Below are 16,614 nucleotides of genomic sequence, written 5' to 3'. Positions count from 1 at the left end.
ATGATGCCGGTTTCAAACGCGTCCTAAAACCTGCGTTTCTTAAACTTGATAGCGCGCGCTTCCCCACTCGGTGTTTCTCTGTAGGGAGCGACGCCCCCGTCGCTCCGACGGCGAGACACCGGTTTCAAACGCGTCATAGAATCTACAACCCGTAACCCTAATAACTCGGGCTTCCGACCCTTATGTTACCGTAGGGGCGGCCCCATGTGGCCGCCCGCAAAAATTCCCCTCCTTAGCGGGGTTTCCGCAGGCCGGGGTGGCATGAAAAATGAAGACTACCCTTGAAACGCCGTTTTTAACGTCTGTAAACTCGCGTTTAATTTCTCAAAATCCACTGTGCCGTCCTGACGCAATCCGGGTGACTCCATCGTGACCGCGCCGCTGTATCCGGTCGTCTTCAGCTGATTTGCCAGACGGGCAATATCGACTTCGCCTTCACCGGGATGCAGGATCTTTCGGATCGCCTCATACTCTTTGAATCCGCCCGAAAAATCGGCGAAATGGACGTGAGCGATATGCCCGTCTGTCCAATACGGCAGTGCATACGACGCGTCGAATTCCTTGTGAAACGCGCACATGCGCGCATCAAATGTAAACCGCACATCGGGATAACGAGCAATCAATTCTTTCCAAACTTCCAGCGGATCGCCCGCAGCGCAGACGATATTCTCGACCGCCAGCGTCACGCCATGCTGATCGGCGATTTTTTTGCATTCTCCGAACAACTCGATATTCCGGCTGATGTATCGGTCCGAATTCGGCGCACCCCACAGGTGCAGTACCGCAATTTGAATACCCAGTTTTTCGGCTAATGCACAGTTTTCTTCTAACCGCCGCAGTGCGTCCGCACGCTTTTCCGGGTCTTCTTCGGACAAGTCGCTGCCGATACCCTTTTCGGTATGCATGCTGCCGAAAAACAATCCGCTGGCTTTCAACGCGTGAGCCAGTTCATCAAATTCGCCGTACCAGTTGGAAAAGACCATCAGTTCAAAGCCGTCGGCTTCTATATGGGACGCCAATTCAGGTAAAATCCGCCACTCACGGCCGTTATAACGGCCCAAAAACGTGCCGGTGGAACAATAGACGGGGATGCTCAATGTTGATTACCTTCCTTGTATGAAAAACAGGCAGAGCAACCGCCCTGCCCGCTTAAAGAATCGGGGTTGGGGAATTATTCGTTGAAAAACTCTTCGTCTTCCTTATCTTCTTCGTCCTCGTCATCGTCGCCGCAGCAATCGCAGTCGTCGCAATCGCAGCCGCAGACGTCGAATTCGAGCGGTTCGCCGCAGTTGGGGCAGTCGATTTTGCCCGTCATGATGGTGTCTTCGTCCAAATAGACCTCGTCGCCGCATTTCGGGCAGGTCACTTTGTATAGGTCGTTGTCGGCCTCTTCCTCGTCTTCGTCCTCATAGACAAAGCCCTCGAGATCATCCAGATCCTCATCGATTACGCCGATGGCCTCGTCGAGTTCCTCGACGCTCTCCGACAAATCCTCGATGCCCTCGGATAGATCCTCAACCTCAAGCGCCATCTCGGCCAGCAAATCGCAGATCGCAGCATAGATTTTGCCCTCGTTGGTATCGGCTTTGATACCCATACCCTCGATCAGACCCTTGATATACGCAGCTTTTTCAGTCAGATTCATTTGAAACCTCCGTTAGTTTTACTATACTCTCGACATATATTCGCCCGTACGGGTGTCGACGCGAATGGTCTCGCCCTCGTTGACGAACAACGGCACCTTGATCGTGACGCCGGTCTCGAGTGTGGCGGGCTTGGTGGCGTTGTTGGCGGTATCGCCGCGCACACCGGGCTCACATTTGGTGATGAGCAGCTCGACGAATGTCGGCGGCTCGATGCCGAACACGTTGCCCTTATAGGACAAAACCGTGACGTCCATGTTCTCTTTGACAAAGTCGAAAGAATTGCCGACCACGGCTTTGCCGATCGGGACCTGTTCATAGGATTCTTTGTCCATCATGTAATACAGATCGTCATCGCTGTAGAGATATTGCATCTGCTTGCGCTCGACGAACGCGGTGGGGAATTTTTCGGTCGGGTTGAACGAACGCTCAACCACGCCGCCGGTGATAACATTGCGATATTTGGTGCGTACGAACGCGGCGCCCTTGCCGGGTTTGACATGTTGGAATTCGATCACCTGAAAGACGTTTCCGTCCATTTCAAAAGTGACGCCGTTTCTGAAGTCGCCTGCACTGATCATATATTGACCCTCCGAATTTCATTTTGTGCCACAGGCAAAAATTTTATGCCAAAGGCAAAAATATATACCTTTTGCCGTATGCAAAAATACACGCCCTTATTTTATACCAAAAATCCCCGTTTGACAAGCCCTCTCCACGGGATTTTTACGAATTGCAATTCATTAAACCTGTTTCCCGGATTATAAACCCGATAAAACTCCCTTCAGGCGATTGACCAAAGCAAAAGAAAGTGGTATTATAAGGAAAATGATCCATCAAGGAGAATCGTTATGCCAAAAACCTGTGCTTACTGTGGAACAGAACTTTTTGAAGATGACGTCTTCTGCCCCGAATGCGGAAAAGGCCAAAGCGACATTCCCGAAAATACAACTGCCGTGTCTATGCGAAAGGGTTCACTGATTCTGCCCAGAAACAGCAAGTGTTCCCTTTGGGCTGTGATCCTTTTACTGGTTGGAGCTGTCGGCCATTTATTGGAATACCTCCTTTACCTAATTAACAATCATACGATCAGTGAATTATTATGGGGAACAATGTCATTATTTCTTTTAGCTGCTGCTGTTGCGCTGCTTATTTCGCGTTTTACCGGTATGACAATTAAAATCCCGCTTTTCATTCTCTTTTCTTGGTCTGTTTCTAATTTGATATTTAATATGCAGCCCGCGATCCAACTTTTTAAAAGCATTTCTTCTCTCTTCCGCGCGGGTTTCTCTCCCTATCTTTTCGTTATTGATGGTGTTTTTCCTTTTATTTCAACCGTCATGATGCTGCTCTTTTCTTTCCGTCTGGTTAAAAGATCAACAACCGCAATTACAACAGGAATATTGATGTTCACTCTAATGGCGATTCAATTTTGTCAGAAAATATATTATATGGTTGGTTTTTATCCTTATGTCATTTCCGTTTCGAATCCCACTTTAGATGATTTATATCACCCGTTGACACTCCTTTTCGGTGTTATTTTTATTCTCGGTTGTGCGCCCGGTATGTTCCTTACTATCCTCTCCGCCAAGGAGAAGACGAGTTTACATAACGGACAGTAAATTATAAAAGGAGAAATAGATATGCCAGAGAATGAAAAACTTGTGCAAAATCTTTCGAAGAGCAATACCGCATTCGCCCCGAAACCGGGCTGCGCCGTCTTACCCAAATCCCGCCTCTCGCTATGGGCTGCCGTTCTCACGCTGATCGGCGCGCTCGGATTGTTGGGGTATCGGTTGGTTGACCCGATCAATTTCAGCTTCTCTTGGGAATATTTCACGTCATTTTCTCGCGGGCTTGAACTCCTCGAAGCCCTTGCGCTGCTGACCGTATCAATTTTGCTTTTCACAACGCGTGCTTCAGGGAGGAATTTAAAAACTCCGTCGCTGATCTGGGGCGTGGGCACGCTGTTTATGCTGCCCGCTGCCATTTACGGGTTTGTCCAAACACTGCGGCAATATGATTTACTGATGGCCTATTATATTCTGTTGATCTATGCAATACCGGTCGCAGCCGCAGTCTTTGCAATTCTTTATGCTTTCAACGCCCTTAAAAAGCGCCCCGTTTTAATCATCATCGGGGTGCTGCTCGGTGCGGTATTCATCGCGGGGACATATTCGCATATTATTGCGTTGTCGGCTTATACCAATTACCCCATTTCACCTTTTGATCCCCTTTATATCCGTTTCGGCTTCATCCTGCTATATTATCTGCTCTTTCCCACCGGTATGTTCCTCGCCTTTCTTGCCTCCAAACCTAAAGCAGCGGAGTAAATTGAATTTAAGCAAATCAATATATAAGGCGCGGCGGGCAAATGCCCGCCGCGTTTTTAGTCATTTCTGTAATTGTTAAGACGGGGATTTCGCCTTCAGAAAAGATGTAACATCGTTCATTGCGATTCAAAACGGGGGTCAGTGACCCCCGAACCCCCATTAAGGGGGTTAGAACGACCCTCTTAATAAGCCCCATATTTTTTATAGGGAAAAGATTTCGCGCTCTGCGGAGCACGACAAAGGGACCCCGTCCCTTTGAATCTTGCGCTCTTTTTGAAAAAAGAGCGGCAAAAATTTTATGCTTTGGTTTCCTTACTTAATCAAGCATTTTTTACCCATGCCGATCAAATCCTTGCGCCCCGCTTTTTCCAGCGCCTGCTTCACCAGCGGCCTGTTTTTCGGCTCCCTGTATTGAATCAACGCACGCTGCATCGCCTTTTCATGCGCGTCGGTCGGCACGAATACCGGCGACATATCCCGCGGGTCGATACCCGTGTAATACATGCAGGTCGAAACCGTCGACGGCGTCGGGTAAAAATCCTGCACCTGCATCGGATTCAATTTGTGGTCACGCAGATATTCCGCCAACGCGATGGCCTCTTTCAACCCGCTGCCCGGGTGCGACGACATCAGATACGGCACCACATACTGTTTTTTCCCTTCTTTTTCGGTACGCTTCTCAAACTCTTTACAGAACTTATCATACACTTTCGCGGGCGGCTTGCCCATGCGTTTTAAAACTGTATCACACACATGCTCCGGCGCGGCGCGCAACTGTCCGCTCACATGGTGCTTGACCAGTGCATCGAAAAATGCCGGATTCGGGTCGGCCAATAAATAATCATACCGTACGCCCGAGCGTACAAACACCTTTTTCACGCCCGGAAGCGCTCGCAGTTCGGTGAGCATCTTTAAATATCCGCTGTGGTCGGCTTTCAGATTCGGACAGGGCTGCGGGAACAGGCACTGCCGGTCTTTGCAAGCACCGCTTTTGAGTTGTTTGTCGCAGGCCGGGCGGAAAAAGTTTGCGGTCGGACCGCCCACATCGTGGATATATCCCTTGAATTCGGGGTCGGCGATCATCAGTTTTGCCTCCCGCACGACCGATTCGATGCTGCGGCTCTGCACAATCCGCCCCTGATGGAACGTGAGTGCGCAAAAACTGCACCCGCCGAAGCAGCCCCGGTTGACCGTCAAGCTGAACTTGACTTCAGTCAACGCCGGAATGCCGCCCGCAGATTCATACATCGGGTGATAGTTGCGTATATAGGGAAGTTCATACACCGCATCCAGTTCCGGCGTGGTCAGCGGAAACTGCGGCGGATTCTGTACCACATAGGTCCCGTTTCCGTAGGCCTCGACGAGCGGTTTGGCGGAAAACGGGTCGGTGTTTTCATATTGTAGCGCAAAGCTGCGGGCAAACGCCTGTTTATCGGTTTTGACTTTATCAAACGACGGCAGGGTGATATGCCCGCGCATCCCGGTCATGTCGTGGGTGCTGTAGACCGTACCACGGATATGCGTAAGATCGCCGCCGTTTTTGAGCGCGTCGGCAGCCTCGACAATGGCCTTTTCACCCATACCGTATACCAGTAAATCCGCCGCGCAGTCAAGCAAAACCGATCTGCGGACGCTGTCGGACCAGAAGTCGTAATGCGACATGCGGCGCAAGCTGGCCTCGATGCCGCCGATGATGATCGGGACGTCTTTATAGGTGTGCCGGATCAGGTTGCAGTAGACGGTCAGTGCACGGTCGGGACGCTTGCTGACGGTACCGCCGGGGGTGTAGGCGTCATGGTCGCGGCGGGTCTTGTTGACGGTATAGTGGTTGACCATGCTGTCCATATTGCCGCTCATGACCAAAAAGCCCAGCCGAGGTTTACCGAAGATGTCGATGCTCTTCGGATCGTTCCAGTCGGGTTGGGGAATGATACCGACGCGGTAACCGGCGTGTTCAAGCACGCGGCTGATGACGGCATGTCCGAAAGAGGAATGGTCGACGTAGGCATCGCCGATGACGAAGGCGAAGTCGACGTTGTCCCACCCGCGTTTTTTTAAGTCGTTTGCGCTGACCGGCAAAAAATCTGTCATTAAAAATGCCTTTCTAAACATGAAAGTTTTAATCAACTTTTTTCAAAAAGTTGCGAGGTTGAGGGGCAGAGCCTCTCATCGCACTCCGCAGAGCGCGAAAAACTAATACTTCAAATAACGGGGGGATTAGTAAGGGGGCCGTAACAGCCCCCTTACTGGGGGTTCGGGGGCAGTGCCCCCGTCTTGAACTTATCAAACAAAAAATTCATTCAGCTTTTTCTTTGCCGCCTTGATCTCCGTATCAAACGGAAGCATAACCAGCAAATACAAAGCCACGCCGATCCCGAACGGTATCAAAGAAAGTGTCCATTCCCTTTCGATCAACCCCGAAACCGTTGCGTATAACAAAAACGCCATGCCGATCCCGTAAAAAACGCAGGCATAAATCGCTATACGCGCTCGGATTTCGATATTGACCCCTTCACCATCGGCAGAAATTTTACCGTTTAAAACAGGAAGAGACGAATTACGATACTGAATACACCGCATCAGTTTAAATTTATCCTTCGAAAAACTGCCGCAAAACGGTTTCTCTCTGTCTTGCTTGAAAAATTTCCGTGGCTCTGCAATATTCGCTAAAATTGCATACACTTCATCGGCTGTTTTGGAAGTTTTAATTAGAAAATTTTCGTATGGAATTATATGCATGCAACTCCCCCTCAAGACGGGGAAATGTTCCCGTCTTGAATTGTAATCCAAATTATCAAACGGAATGGTCAAGACCATTCCCTACAGTGCCTATTTAAAAAACTGATCCCCGTAGCCGTATTTCTCTTCCACGAAATCAATGTCCTTATCACCGCGGCCCGAGAGGTTGACGAGAATCGAACCCGTTCCGTGTTCTTTGGCATACTTCATCGCATAGGCCAGCGCGTGCGAACTCTCGACGGCAGGGATAATACCCTCCAGACGGCAGAGGTTGAAAAACGCCTCCATCGCTTCGTCATCCGTGACAGAGACATAGTTGACCCGTCCGCAGTCGTGCAGATAGGCATGTTCCGGCCCGACCGACGGATAGTCCAATCCGCTCGCAATTGAGTAAACCGGCTGCGGATCGCCTTTTTCATCCTGCAATAAATAGCTCTCAAAGCCGTGCAGAACACCCTTTTTGCCCAGCGTGATCGACGCGGCGTTATCGCCGACAGCCAGCCCGCGACCCATGGGTTCAACCCCGTAGATCTCAACCGGCTCGGGTAAAAACGCTGTGAACAAGCCCATCGCGTTGGAACCGCCGCCCACACACGCGGTGATGGCATCGGGCAGCATGCCCGTCATCTCCTGAAATTGTTCCTTAGCTTCGATTCCGACCACCATCTGGAAGTCGCGCACCATCTTGGGGAACGGATGCGGTCCGACCACCGATCCGATGCAATAAATCGCATCGTTATATTCTTTCAAATAGGCTTCGAACGCGGCGTCGACGGCTTCTTTCAGGGTTTTCAAACCATGCGAAACCGGCACCACGCGCGCACCGAGCATCTTCATGCGGGTGACGTTGGGGGCTTGCTTCTTAATATCAACCTCGCCCATATAGATATCGCATTCAAGGCCGAAATAGGCCGCCGCTGTGGCAAGTGCGACGCCGTGCTGACCCGCACCGGTCTCGGCGATAATCTTTTTCTTACCCATATATTTGGCCAAAAGACCCTCACCCATGCAGTGATTGAGCTTATGTGCGCCGGTATGGTTCAAATCTTCACGCTTCAGGTAAATCTGGCAGTGCCCGAATTTCCGCGATAACCGCTCACAATGATAAACCGGGGTCGGGCGGCCTTGAAATTCGCGGCGAATGCGGCGAAGTTCGTTGATAAACTGCGCGCTGCGGCAGATGGTCTCATAAGCGTCGTCAATTTCCTTAAATGCGGGGATAAGCTCCGGCGGCAGATATTGTCCGCCGTATTCGCCGAATCGCCCGTCCTTGTCGGGGAAATTTTTCAGGTAGTTGTCAAAATCGCGGTAATTCATGTTCGATTTCCTTTCTTTTTATGCTTTAAAAGTTTTCGTCGACCTTTTTCAAAAGGACGTGGGGTTAAGGGGCAACGCCCCTTACCGCACTCCGCAGAGCGCGAAATACTTTTAATTAAAAACCTGAGGGGATTGTCAAAGGGGCAGGAATGCACCCTTGACGGGGGTTCGGGGGACAGTGTCCCCCGTCTTGAACTTTAATTAACAGGGGTTTGGCCATACGGCAAAGGTGGAACAGGGGGCTCCCAGCCCCCGAGGCCTGCTGGCCTCTCCCCCCTATTAAGGGGGTTAGCAACAGACCCCCTTAATAATCCCCCCTGTCGTTTTATAGGGAAGGGATTTCGCATTCTTCGGAATGCGCCGAGGACTCAAAAAAAGGTGGGCGAAAACTTTGAAGATTTTCGCCGAAATTCACACGCTGAACAGGACATCCCCGTAACTCGGGAACGGCCAAAATTCGCGGTCGGTCAACGTCTCGGCCTCGTCGGCTGCGGAACGCAGTGTAGTCATCGCCGGAATAATCCGGTCGCGACTGTATTCGGCGCGCTTCTTCAAGTCACCGTTCGGTGCATCCGCAATCGCATTTTCAAGCTCCTCCGTTGCTTTATAAATTTGATTGGCCAACTTCGACAGCTTATTGCAAAGTGCAACGCAGCAGTCCTCCCCTGCCAAAATCCCGATCTCCTTCTTTGCCGCTGCGGTCTCGGAGAGCTTGCGCGTGTAAGCGTTGACGGCGGGCAGAATATCCCGCTTTGCCAGTTCGAGCATCGTCTGTGCCTCGATCCCCAGCACTTTGCAGTACGAGTCCAGCATGATCTCACAGCGGGAATGCAGCTCACTTTCGGTGAAAATTTTATGCCGCGCAAAGAGATCAATGTTTTTTTGATCGTCAAGACGGGGAATCGCATCGGCTGCCGTACGCAAGTTCAGCAATCCGCGCTTCTCGGCTTCGACAACCCATTCGGCGGCATAGCTGTTGCCGTTAAAGATGATTCTTTTGTGTTCTCTGACGGCCTGATTCAACAACTTGTCGATTTCCGCTTCAAAATCGCCCGCCTTTTCCAACCGGTCGGCATATCCGGCCAACACGTCGGCGACGATGGTATTTAAAAACGTGTTGGGATCTGCAATTGATTGGGGTGCGCCCGGCATACGGAATTCAAATTTATTTCCGGTGAAAGCCAACGGCGAAGTACGGTTTCGATCGGTGGTGTCCTTTTTGAGATTGGGCAGCACATTGACACCCGTATCCATATCACCGGGTCTGCATTTATCATAGATTCCGCCGCACTCTATCGCCTCGAGAATACCCGTCAGCTCATCGCCCAAAAACATTGAAACGATGGCCGGAGGGGCCTCATTTGCACCTAAGCGATGGTCGTTTCCGGCGCTTGCAACCGAGATGCGCAGCAAGTCCTGATGCTTGTCGACCGCCTCAACCACGGCGCATAAAAACAGCAGAAACCGCTTGTTGTCCTGCGGCTTCTTGCCCGGGTCAAGCAGATTGATGCCGGTGCCGGTCATCAACGACCAGTTGTCGTGCTTGCCGCTGCCGTTGATGCCGTCGAACGGTTTTTCCTGCAGAAGGCAGGCCATTCCGTGCCTATCCGCCACTTTTTTCATCAATTCCATCGTCAGCTGGTTGTGGTCGGTGGCATTGTTGGCGCCGCAAAAAACCGGCGCAAGCTCGTGCTGTGCGGGTGCGACTTCGTTATGTTCGGTCTTGGCGTAGATGCCAAGCTTCCAAAGCTCGAGGTTGAGCTCCTGCATAAAAGCCATCACCCGAGGCTTGATTACCCCGAAATAGTGGTCTTCCAGTTCCTGACCCTTAGGCGATTTCGCGCCGAACAGCGTGCGTCCCGTCAAGACGAGATCCCGGCGTTTACGCCAGACCTCTTTATCGATCAGAAAATATTCCTGTTCCGGTCCGACCGTGACGTTGACGCGTTTGACATCGTCCATTCCGAACAATTTTAAAATTCGCAGCGATTGTCTGCTGAGTGCTTCCATAGAACGCAGCAGCGGCGTCTTTTTATCGAGCACCTGACCGCCATAGGAATAAAATGCGGTCGGAATGCACAATGAATCATCTTTTATAAAAGCATAAGAAGTCGGATCCCAGGCGGTATATCCGCGGGCCTCAAAAGTGGCGCGCAGGCCGCCCGACGGAAAACTCGAGGCATCCGGTTCGCCCTTGATCAGCTCTTTGCCGGAAAACTCCATCAGCACTTTACCGTCTTTGCGCGGTGAGATAAAGCTGTCGTGTTTCTCGGCGGTGATGCCGGTCATCGGCTGGAACCAGTGCGTAAAATGGGTCGCGCCTTTTTCGAGTGCCCAGTCCTTCATCGCGGCGGCGACCGCGTTTGCGACGGTGATATCAAGTTCGCGCCCGTCCTGAATCGTCCGCTGCAGCGAGTCGTAAATATCTTTGGGAAGCCGTTCACGCATGACATCCTCGCCGAAGACCATGCTGCCGAACAGCTCCGGAACCCCACCACTCGAATAATCCGGTTTCATAGTAAGATCACACCCGCTTTCTCACACGTATCCATTGTTTTCTTATCCCACAGCGAAACTTGTACCTCGCCGATGTGCGCTTTCTCCAGCAGCAGCATGCACAAGCGTGACTGGCCGATGCCGCCGCCCATCGTCAACGGCAGCTTATTCTCGAGTAAAAGTTTGTGAAAATAAAGGTTTTTACGGTCGGTTGCGCCGGCTTCTTCAAGCTGCTTTTCGAGCATTTTTTTATCCACCCGAATACCCATCGAAGAAATTTCGAACGCACAGCCCAGCAGATCGTTATAAAACACGATATCACCGTTCAAAGTCCAGTCGTCATAATCGGGCGCCCGCCCGTCATGGCGCTGACCGGACTTCATTTTACCGCCGATCTGCATGATAAAGGCTGTCCGATGGGCTTTCAAATATTCGTTCTCACGCTGTTTCGGCGTCAGATTCGGGTATAAATCCTCCAGTTCCTGGGTCGTCACAAAACTGACCCGGCGGCACAAATTCACTGTGATCTGCGGAAACAATGCCTTTAACTCGTCGAGGGTATCACAGATTGCGCCGACTTCCTTTTCGACGATCTGCTTTAAAAATTCCGCCGTGCGGTGTTTTTTATCGATCACAAGTTCCCAGTCCCACTGGTCGGTATAGACCGAATGCAGGTTATCCAGTTCCTCATCGCGGCGAATGGCGTTCATATCTGTTACAAGACCTTCGAGCATTCCGAAGCCGTAACGCCACAGTGCCAGCCGTTTCCATTTTGCAAGCGAGTGTACCACAACGCCTGTCAAATCGCCGTCTCTGATGTCGAAACTCACGGCGCGTTCCACGCCGTTCAAGTCATCATTGATACCGGATTTCTGATCGACAAACAGCGGCGCCGACACGCGCTTTAAGTTGAGCGAAGAACACAGCTTGTCCTCAAACGCCCTTTTGACAAAACTGATGGCGCGTTGGGTGTCATACAGCGACAGCGCCGATTTGTAACCCTCGGGTATGGTTGTGATGCTCATATTAATTACTCCTTCTAATGCAGGGGCGCGCATTGCGCGTCCGTGGTTGCTTTTATTTTTCGTATTCGCATATTTCGCGTCCGTTGCAACGGGTTTTTTCCATCATCTGTTTCAGCTGCCTGAACGCCCTCCATTCATCCTGTCTTAATAAGGCGGTCTTTATTTTTTGTACATTTTCCTCCGTCGTGTTGGTTGAAGTGCTGATTACAACGTCATAAAACCCGTGTTTGTGCATTTGAGCCAACTGACGGTCGATTTGGTTTAACCGTTCCGGCGTTTTATATCCCCGTTTCTTAGCGCGCTTGAACAACTCGTCCCGGTCACAATCGACCCGCACAAACATAACGGGATATTCGAATAATGCATCAACGCAATCATAAAACCAATCGCCGCCGTCGCATAAAATATGGTCAACAATGACGTTAAGCCCTTTTTGTGAAAAATCACGGATCAGCATATGCATCACGGGCACCGCCCTGTTCATGATCTGAGGGTCTTGAAACTTTTGTCTGTTTGCCGTGAACGGACATATAACATCATTAAGGGTATCTAACGCTACGTAATAGTACGGCTCGTCAAAGGCCGCTTGGAGCGCTCTTGACAGCGTGCTTTTCCCCGCGCTTGTCACACCGTTCAATATCACGATGTTCCCATTTTTCAAAATCTCTCACCTCCGGTCATAAATCACTTTAATTGCTTCCTCATGACAAGTCCTTGTTTCGTTTCAAAAAACACGGTGAATCCGGATTTTTCGTACATCTCGGTATAACCATTGAAATCAGAGGATTGATCGCCGTGTTCTTTGTATGGATATGCCTCAACAAAATCAAAACCCTCTTGAGCCGCGTCTTCACACACCCGCTCCAATAGCCGCGTGGCAATGCCTTTTCTTTTCATCGGAGGCGCAATCATAAAACAGTATATAGATTTCACCTTTATTCCCGAACTCGATTCTTCCACAGGTATGTCGCTCATAAAACGCCGCCAGGAATAACACCTCAGGCAATCCGCTTTCGTATTGGCGTTGCACCACCCCACGATTTCATCGCCGCAATAGGCGAGATAACCCTGTATGTGACCGCCTTTGACACAATGTATGGCGTAATTTCGCCTTTTTTCCCGCGAAGAGAGGTTTTTACTTTCGTAACCGCCGCTGCTGCTGTCCTCATTACACCAGCACACGCAATAACATTTGTGTTCATCTACGTTGTCCTCATGCGGCGTCGCATCAAAAAAGCGTACATAATCTTCCGCAAGATCCGGTGTCAGCTTTCGTATTGAAATATCCATTCCATTGCTCCTATAAATTTACAGTGGCTTTTTTAAATAATAAAGCGCTGCGGAACTTCCGCAGCGCCTGACCGCAGCGTCCGTTTATGCGTGCCCGCCGATTGAGGTCGATTTTTCAGGCCAAAGGTTTTCCGCAGCCGCTGCAGAATTTTGCGCCCGCAGGAACCGGTGCGCCGCAGTGGATGCAGAATTGCGGCTTCGGAGCATCGGCGGGAGCCGGAGCGGGTTCGCCGAGTTTCTTTCCGCACTGGCGGCAGAAATTATAACCCTCGGGATTGACAAAACCACAGGCTTTGCAGGTGGACTTTTCAAGTGCCGCCTTTTTCTCCTCCTCGGCTTTCGCCAGGTCGGCCTGCAGGGTCTCCAGTTCGGCTTTCAAGGTGCCGATTGCGGTTTTTGCCTCGCTGTATTTGGTATAATCGTCGCCGAACCGTTCGGGATTCTCCTCCTCGACCGCCTTTGTCCCGATATCGGCCAAAGCTGCATACTGCTTTTTCAGCAGTTCGGGGAGCTGTGCATTCTTTTCTGCAATCTGCTTTTGGATGGCCTCAACTGTGATCGTCATGTTTTCTCCTCCTTAAAAAATCCGCCCGATGAAAAACGGGTTGTGCAGGAAAGTTTATGCCGCCGTCTGTCCGGCCATTCCGCGCGCACGTCAAAGCGGCGCCGGACGATTCGTCATGCGTTTTTATTTTATCATAATGAATTGCAAAATGTAAAGGGGTACGCTTGCAAAATGAGGTAGAATCATTTATAATGAAGAAGATGAAAATGTCCGCCGGTACGGGGGTGCAGGCCCTGCGCGGCAGACCGGCGTGAACCATGTCAGGCGGGGAACCGAGCAGCATTAAACGCCAGTGTCTGTGCGATGCGGTGTGCTTGCATCTCCATACGAGCGGACATATTCATTTAAACTCTATAGATGAATCCGAATCCGTCTGTTGTTAGCAGCGGCATTTTTAAATATATGCCGTAGGGGCGGCCCCATGTAGCCGCCCGCAAAGAATCGTATCCGGATATTAAACAAAGATTGATCCATGGAATCGAATGATCCATGGAATCGAAAAGGCTAGACAGAAGACTATATTCTTGTATTGAAAAGGACGGTTAACATGTACAAAGCGCTTTACCGTAAATACCGTCCGCAGACGTTTGACGACGTCATCGGGCAGCCCTATATCGTCCGCGCGTTGAAAAATCAGGTCGCAGCGGGCCAGACCGGGCATGCCTATCTGTTCACCGGTGTGCGCGGTACGGGCAAAACCACCTGCGCCCGTATTCTGGCCAAAGCCGTCAACTGCCAAACGCCCGTTAATGGTGAACCTTGCGGCAAATGCCCAAGCTGCCTGACCATCGCTGAGGGCTCGACTGCCGATATCTGCGAAGTAGATGCCGCCTCCAATAACGGCGTAGACTATATCCGCGAACTGCGCGATGAGGTGATTTTCGCCCCGGCGCAGGTCAAATACCGCGTCTACATCATCGACGAAGTGCATATGCTTTCGGGGGCGGCCTTTAACGCCTTGTTAAAAACCCTCGAGGAACCGCCGGAACACGTCAAATTTATTCTTGCGACAACCGAAGTACAAAAACTTCCGATGACGATCCTCTCCCGCTGCCAACGCTATGATTTTCGCCGCATCCCCGCATCAGAGATGGCCGATTTATTGATGAATATCGCCAAGCAGGAACAGATTCCGCTGGAACAGGACGCCGCATTATTGCTCGCTTCCTCCGCTGACGGCGCGATGCGCGATGCGATCTCAATGCTGGAGCTGTGCGCCGGAAGCGGCGAGACCATCACCGCCGAGATGGCGGCTAAGACACTCGGTGTGGCTTCGGGCGAACACATCGCGGAACTGGCCGAGGCGTTTTCGCAAAAAGATCTCGCAAAAGCGACTGCCTGTTTTGAACGCGTCTATGCAGACGGCATCGATCCCGAACGGCTGTGCGAAGAACTGCTTGAATTTTACCGGGAATTGTTATTGTCCAAAATCGGCGCTGCCGGACCTGAGGGCGTGCGCGGCGACGAGGCTCGCAAACTGGCTGCCAAGGTGAGTTATGATGAGATCAGCGGCTGCGTGGCTGCGATACAGGATTGTTTTGAGCGCATCGGGCGCAGTGTCGCCCCGCGGCTCGACGTCCAGCTCTTAATCGTCAAACTCTGCCGGGGCGCAGAACGCAAATCCGAACCTAAACCCGCCGAAGCGCCCATTGCCAAACCCACACCAGAACCGCAAAAGCCCGAATCAAGACCTGTTGAAAATCCCGAACCCGCCAAAACGGAAAAAGAGGAACCCAAAGACGACGGCGCAACCGAGCCCCTTGCCGAATGGCAGGACATTCTGACCAGAATCTCTTCCGATGAACCCGCTTTATACGGCATTTTGAACGGTTCAAGCGCTTACAAGTGCGGTGGGAAAATTTTAATTGACTCCCCCAACCAGTTTTTAAAAACGCTTTTAATGCGCGACAGCAATTTGGCCAAGCTGCGTGGTGCGGTCGACACGGTTTTCGGCCCCGACAACGAGTTTAAGAAAATCGGCATCTACTCGGCCTCGGACTGCGAAAAAAAGTCTGCCGACCCGCTCGACAAACTCATCGAGACGGCGCGTGAGAAGAATATCAAGACCAGCGTGAAAGAATAAACCATCCTTTAAAAGAAAGGACATCAAACCGATGAAAGCCAACATTCCCAAACAGGGCGGCGGCATGCCCTCCAACATGAACCAAATTCTCAAACAGGCCCAGCAGATGCAGGAACAAATGGCTGCTGCGCAGGAAGAACTCGCCCAACGCAACTACAGCGTCAGCGTCGGCGGCGGCGCGATCGAAATCACCATGGACGGAAAACATCAGGTCACCGCCCTGAAAATTTCTCCCGAGGTCGTCGATCCCGAGGACGTCGAGATGCTCTCCGATCTGCTCATCGGCGCGGTCAACGAATGCACCCGCAAGGTCGACGAGGACAGCGAAAATACCATGTCCGGGATCAGCGGCGGCATGAACATGCCCGGCATGCCGAATATCCCCGGTATGCCCCAACTTTAATGCGTTACGAGATCACGGCTCTTGAAGAGCTGACCGAGCAGTTTCGGAAACTGCCGGGCATCGGCGGTAAAAACGCACGCCGCATTGCTCTGCACATCCTCGGTTTGCCCAAAGACGACTCGAAAAAACTGGCCGACACGATTCTTACCTGCACCGAACGCATCCGTCGCTGTTCGGTCTGCCAAAACCTGAGCGACGAGGATGTCTGCCCGATCTGCAAGAGTGAAGACCGCGACCGTTCCACGATCTGCGTCGTGCAGTACCCGCAGGATATGCTGGCGGTCGAGCGCACCGGTGAATACAACGGGCTATATCACGTATTATATGGAGTACTCTCTCCGTCCTGTGACGTCAAGCCCTCCGATCTGACCATCAAGCAGCTCGTTCAGCGGCTTGGCGACGGCACGGTCAAGGAGATTATCTTAGCCACCGGCACGACCGCCGAAGGCGAGGTCACAGCGATCTATCTGTCGAACCTGTTAAAACCCATCGGCGTCAAAATCACCCGACTGGCCTATGGTATTCCGGTCGGCGGCGAACTCGAATACGCCGACGAGATGACCATGCTGCGCGCCATCGAAGGCCGCATCGAACTGGGCGGGTAGAACCCGCGGTCATTACGCGCGTTAAAATCTGCCGATTTTGTAACTTCGTAGCCGCGCTGCCAACCTCGGTGTTTCTCTGTAGGGGCGGATATCATCCGCCCGTCCAAAACTTAAA

At 51.5% G+C, this 16,614-nt stretch carries 16 protein-coding genes and 1 other RNA gene; 6 read left to right on the top strand and 11 right to left on the bottom strand.

Annotated features, from left to right (window positions below):
* Positions 1-275: 275 nt before the first annotated feature.
* From PK629_01550 to efp, 3 genes are all read right to left on the bottom strand, one after another.
* Complete coding sequence (locus tag PK629_01550) at positions 276-1,097, bottom strand: sugar phosphate isomerase/epimerase family protein (GenBank protein HOP10154.1); 822 nt, start codon at positions 1,095-1,097, stop codon at positions 276-278.
* Positions 1,098-1,171: 74 nt separating this feature from the next.
* Positions 1,172-1,645 (bottom strand): hypothetical protein, encoded by a 474-nt coding sequence (locus PK629_01545; GenBank protein ID HOP10153.1) that lies wholly within the window; start codon positions 1,643-1,645, stop codon positions 1,172-1,174.
* A gap of 21 nt (positions 1,646-1,666) precedes the next feature.
* On the bottom strand, positions 1,667-2,224 hold the full coding sequence (gene efp, locus PK629_01540) for an elongation factor P (GenBank protein HOP10152.1): 558 nt from the start codon (positions 2,222-2,224) through the stop codon (positions 1,667-1,669).
* Positions 2,225-2,494: 270 nt separating this feature from the next.
* Here efp and PK629_01535 point away from each other — a divergent pair, with 270 nt between their 5' ends.
* Positions 2,495-3,265: a zinc ribbon domain-containing protein gene (locus tag PK629_01535; protein ID HOP10151.1), complete on the top strand. Its 771-nt coding sequence runs from the start codon at positions 2,495-2,497 to the stop codon at positions 3,263-3,265.
* A gap of 21 nt (positions 3,266-3,286) precedes the next feature.
* Positions 3,287-3,976, top strand: coding sequence for a hypothetical protein (locus PK629_01530; GenBank protein ID HOP10150.1), 690 nt, complete (start codon positions 3,287-3,289; stop codon positions 3,974-3,976).
* Between the two features lie 312 nt (positions 3,977-4,288).
* Here the strand turns inward: PK629_01530 and PK629_01525 are convergent, their stop codons facing one another.
* The 8 genes from PK629_01525 to PK629_01490 all read right to left on the bottom strand — a co-directional run bounded on the left by PK629_01525 (position 4,289) and on the right by PK629_01490 (position 13,408).
* The gene (locus tag PK629_01525) at positions 4,289-6,067 is read right to left on the bottom strand and encodes a YgiQ family radical SAM protein (GenBank protein HOP10149.1); all 1,779 of its coding nucleotides are present in this window, start codon (positions 6,065-6,067) and stop codon (positions 4,289-4,291) included.
* Positions 6,068-6,259: 192 nt separating this feature from the next.
* Positions 6,260-6,556 (bottom strand): hypothetical protein, encoded by a 297-nt coding sequence (locus tag PK629_01520; GenBank protein ID HOP10148.1) that lies wholly within the window; start codon positions 6,554-6,556, stop codon positions 6,260-6,262.
* A gap of 249 nt (positions 6,557-6,805) precedes the next feature.
* On the bottom strand, positions 6,806-8,032 hold the full coding sequence (trpB, locus tag PK629_01515; protein ID HOP10147.1) for a tryptophan synthase subunit beta: 1,227 nt from the start codon (positions 8,030-8,032) through the stop codon (positions 6,806-6,808).
* A 411-nt stretch (positions 8,033-8,443) separates the two neighbouring features.
* Positions 8,444-10,549 (bottom strand): glutamine synthetase III, encoded by a 2,106-nt coding sequence (locus PK629_01510; GenBank protein ID HOP10146.1) that lies wholly within the window; start codon positions 10,547-10,549, stop codon positions 8,444-8,446.
* Entirely contained in the window at positions 10,546-11,553 is a 1,008-nt protein-coding gene (gene asnA, locus PK629_01505; protein HOP10145.1) for an aspartate--ammonia ligase, read from the bottom strand. Before asnA ends, PK629_01510 begins: the two co-directional genes overlap by 4 nt.
* 52 nt (positions 11,554-11,605) lie before the next feature.
* The gene (locus PK629_01500; GenBank protein HOP10144.1) at positions 11,606-12,214 is read right to left on the bottom strand and encodes an AAA family ATPase; all 609 of its coding nucleotides are present in this window, start codon (positions 12,212-12,214) and stop codon (positions 11,606-11,608) included.
* A gap of 23 nt (positions 12,215-12,237) precedes the next feature.
* Positions 12,238-12,843, bottom strand: coding sequence for a GNAT family N-acetyltransferase (locus PK629_01495; GenBank protein HOP10143.1), 606 nt, complete (start codon positions 12,841-12,843; stop codon positions 12,238-12,240).
* Between the two features lie 115 nt (positions 12,844-12,958).
* Entirely contained in the window at positions 12,959-13,408 is a 450-nt protein-coding gene (locus PK629_01490; GenBank protein HOP10142.1) for a zinc-ribbon domain-containing protein, read from the bottom strand.
* A gap of 224 nt (positions 13,409-13,632) precedes the next feature.
* On the opposite strand from PK629_01490, the gene ffs reads away from it, so the two are divergent.
* From ffs to recR, 4 genes are all read left to right on the top strand, one after another.
* Positions 13,633-13,731: signal recognition particle sRNA small type (ffs, locus tag PK629_01485), an RNA gene on the top strand.
* A gap of 224 nt (positions 13,732-13,955) precedes the next feature.
* Entirely contained in the window at positions 13,956-15,491 is a 1,536-nt protein-coding gene (gene dnaX, locus PK629_01480; protein HOP10141.1) for a DNA polymerase III subunit gamma/tau, read from the top strand.
* A gap of 31 nt (positions 15,492-15,522) precedes the next feature.
* Positions 15,523-15,894, top strand: coding sequence for a YbaB/EbfC family nucleoid-associated protein (locus tag PK629_01475; protein ID HOP10140.1), 372 nt, complete (start codon positions 15,523-15,525; stop codon positions 15,892-15,894).
* Positions 15,894-16,499 carry a recombination mediator RecR gene (gene recR, locus PK629_01470; protein ID HOP10139.1) on the top strand — a complete coding sequence of 202 codons (606 nt, stop codon included), beginning with the start codon at positions 15,894-15,896 and terminating at the stop codon, positions 16,497-16,499. The genes PK629_01475 and recR overlap by 1 nt, the downstream gene beginning before the upstream one ends.
* Positions 16,500-16,614: the final 115 nt, after the last annotated feature.

The sequence above is a fragment of the Oscillospiraceae bacterium genome (assembly GCA_035380125.1).
Classification (GTDB): Bacteria; Bacillota; Clostridia; order Oscillospirales; family JAKOTC01; genus DAOPZJ01.
This window is presented reverse-complemented; position numbering and strand designations above follow the sequence as displayed.

Excerpts from the sequence above, each read along its gene's own strand:
- PK629_01545 (HOP10153.1), bottom strand. The coding sequence starts at position 1,645 with ATGAATCTGACTGAAAAAGCTGCGTATATCAAGGGTCTGATCGAGGGT.
- efp (HOP10152.1), bottom strand. The coding sequence starts at position 2,224 with ATGATCAGTGCAGGCGACTTCAGAAACGGCGTCACTTTTGAAATGGAC.
- PK629_01535 (HOP10151.1), top strand. The coding sequence starts at position 2,495 with ATGCCAAAAACCTGTGCTTACTGTGGAACAGAACTTTTTGAAGATGAC.
- PK629_01530 (HOP10150.1), top strand. The coding sequence starts at position 3,287 with ATGCCAGAGAATGAAAAACTTGTGCAAAATCTTTCGAAGAGCAATACC.
- PK629_01525 (HOP10149.1), bottom strand. The coding sequence starts at position 6,067 with ATGACAGATTTTTTGCCGGTCAGCGCAAACGACTTAAAAAAACGCGGG.
- PK629_01520 (HOP10148.1), bottom strand. The coding sequence starts at position 6,556 with ATGCGGTGTATTCAGTATCGTAATTCGTCTCTTCCTGTTTTAAACGGT.
- trpB (HOP10147.1), bottom strand. The coding sequence starts at position 8,032 with ATGAATTACCGCGATTTTGACAACTACCTGAAAAATTTCCCCGACAAG.
- PK629_01510 (HOP10146.1), bottom strand. The coding sequence starts at position 10,549 with ATGAAACCGGATTATTCGAGTGGTGGGGTTCCGGAGCTGTTCGGCAGC.
- asnA (HOP10145.1), bottom strand. The coding sequence starts at position 11,553 with ATGAGCATCACAACCATACCCGAGGGTTACAAATCGGCGCTGTCGCTG.
- PK629_01495 (HOP10143.1), bottom strand. The coding sequence starts at position 12,843 with ATGGATATTTCAATACGAAAGCTGACACCGGATCTTGCGGAAGATTAT.
- PK629_01490 (HOP10142.1), bottom strand. The coding sequence starts at position 13,408 with ATGACGATCACAGTTGAGGCCATCCAAAAGCAGATTGCAGAAAAGAAT.
- dnaX (HOP10141.1), top strand. The coding sequence starts at position 13,956 with ATGTACAAAGCGCTTTACCGTAAATACCGTCCGCAGACGTTTGACGAC.
- PK629_01475 (HOP10140.1), top strand. The coding sequence starts at position 15,523 with ATGAAAGCCAACATTCCCAAACAGGGCGGCGGCATGCCCTCCAACATG.
- recR (HOP10139.1), top strand. The coding sequence starts at position 15,894 with ATGCGTTACGAGATCACGGCTCTTGAAGAGCTGACCGAGCAGTTTCGG.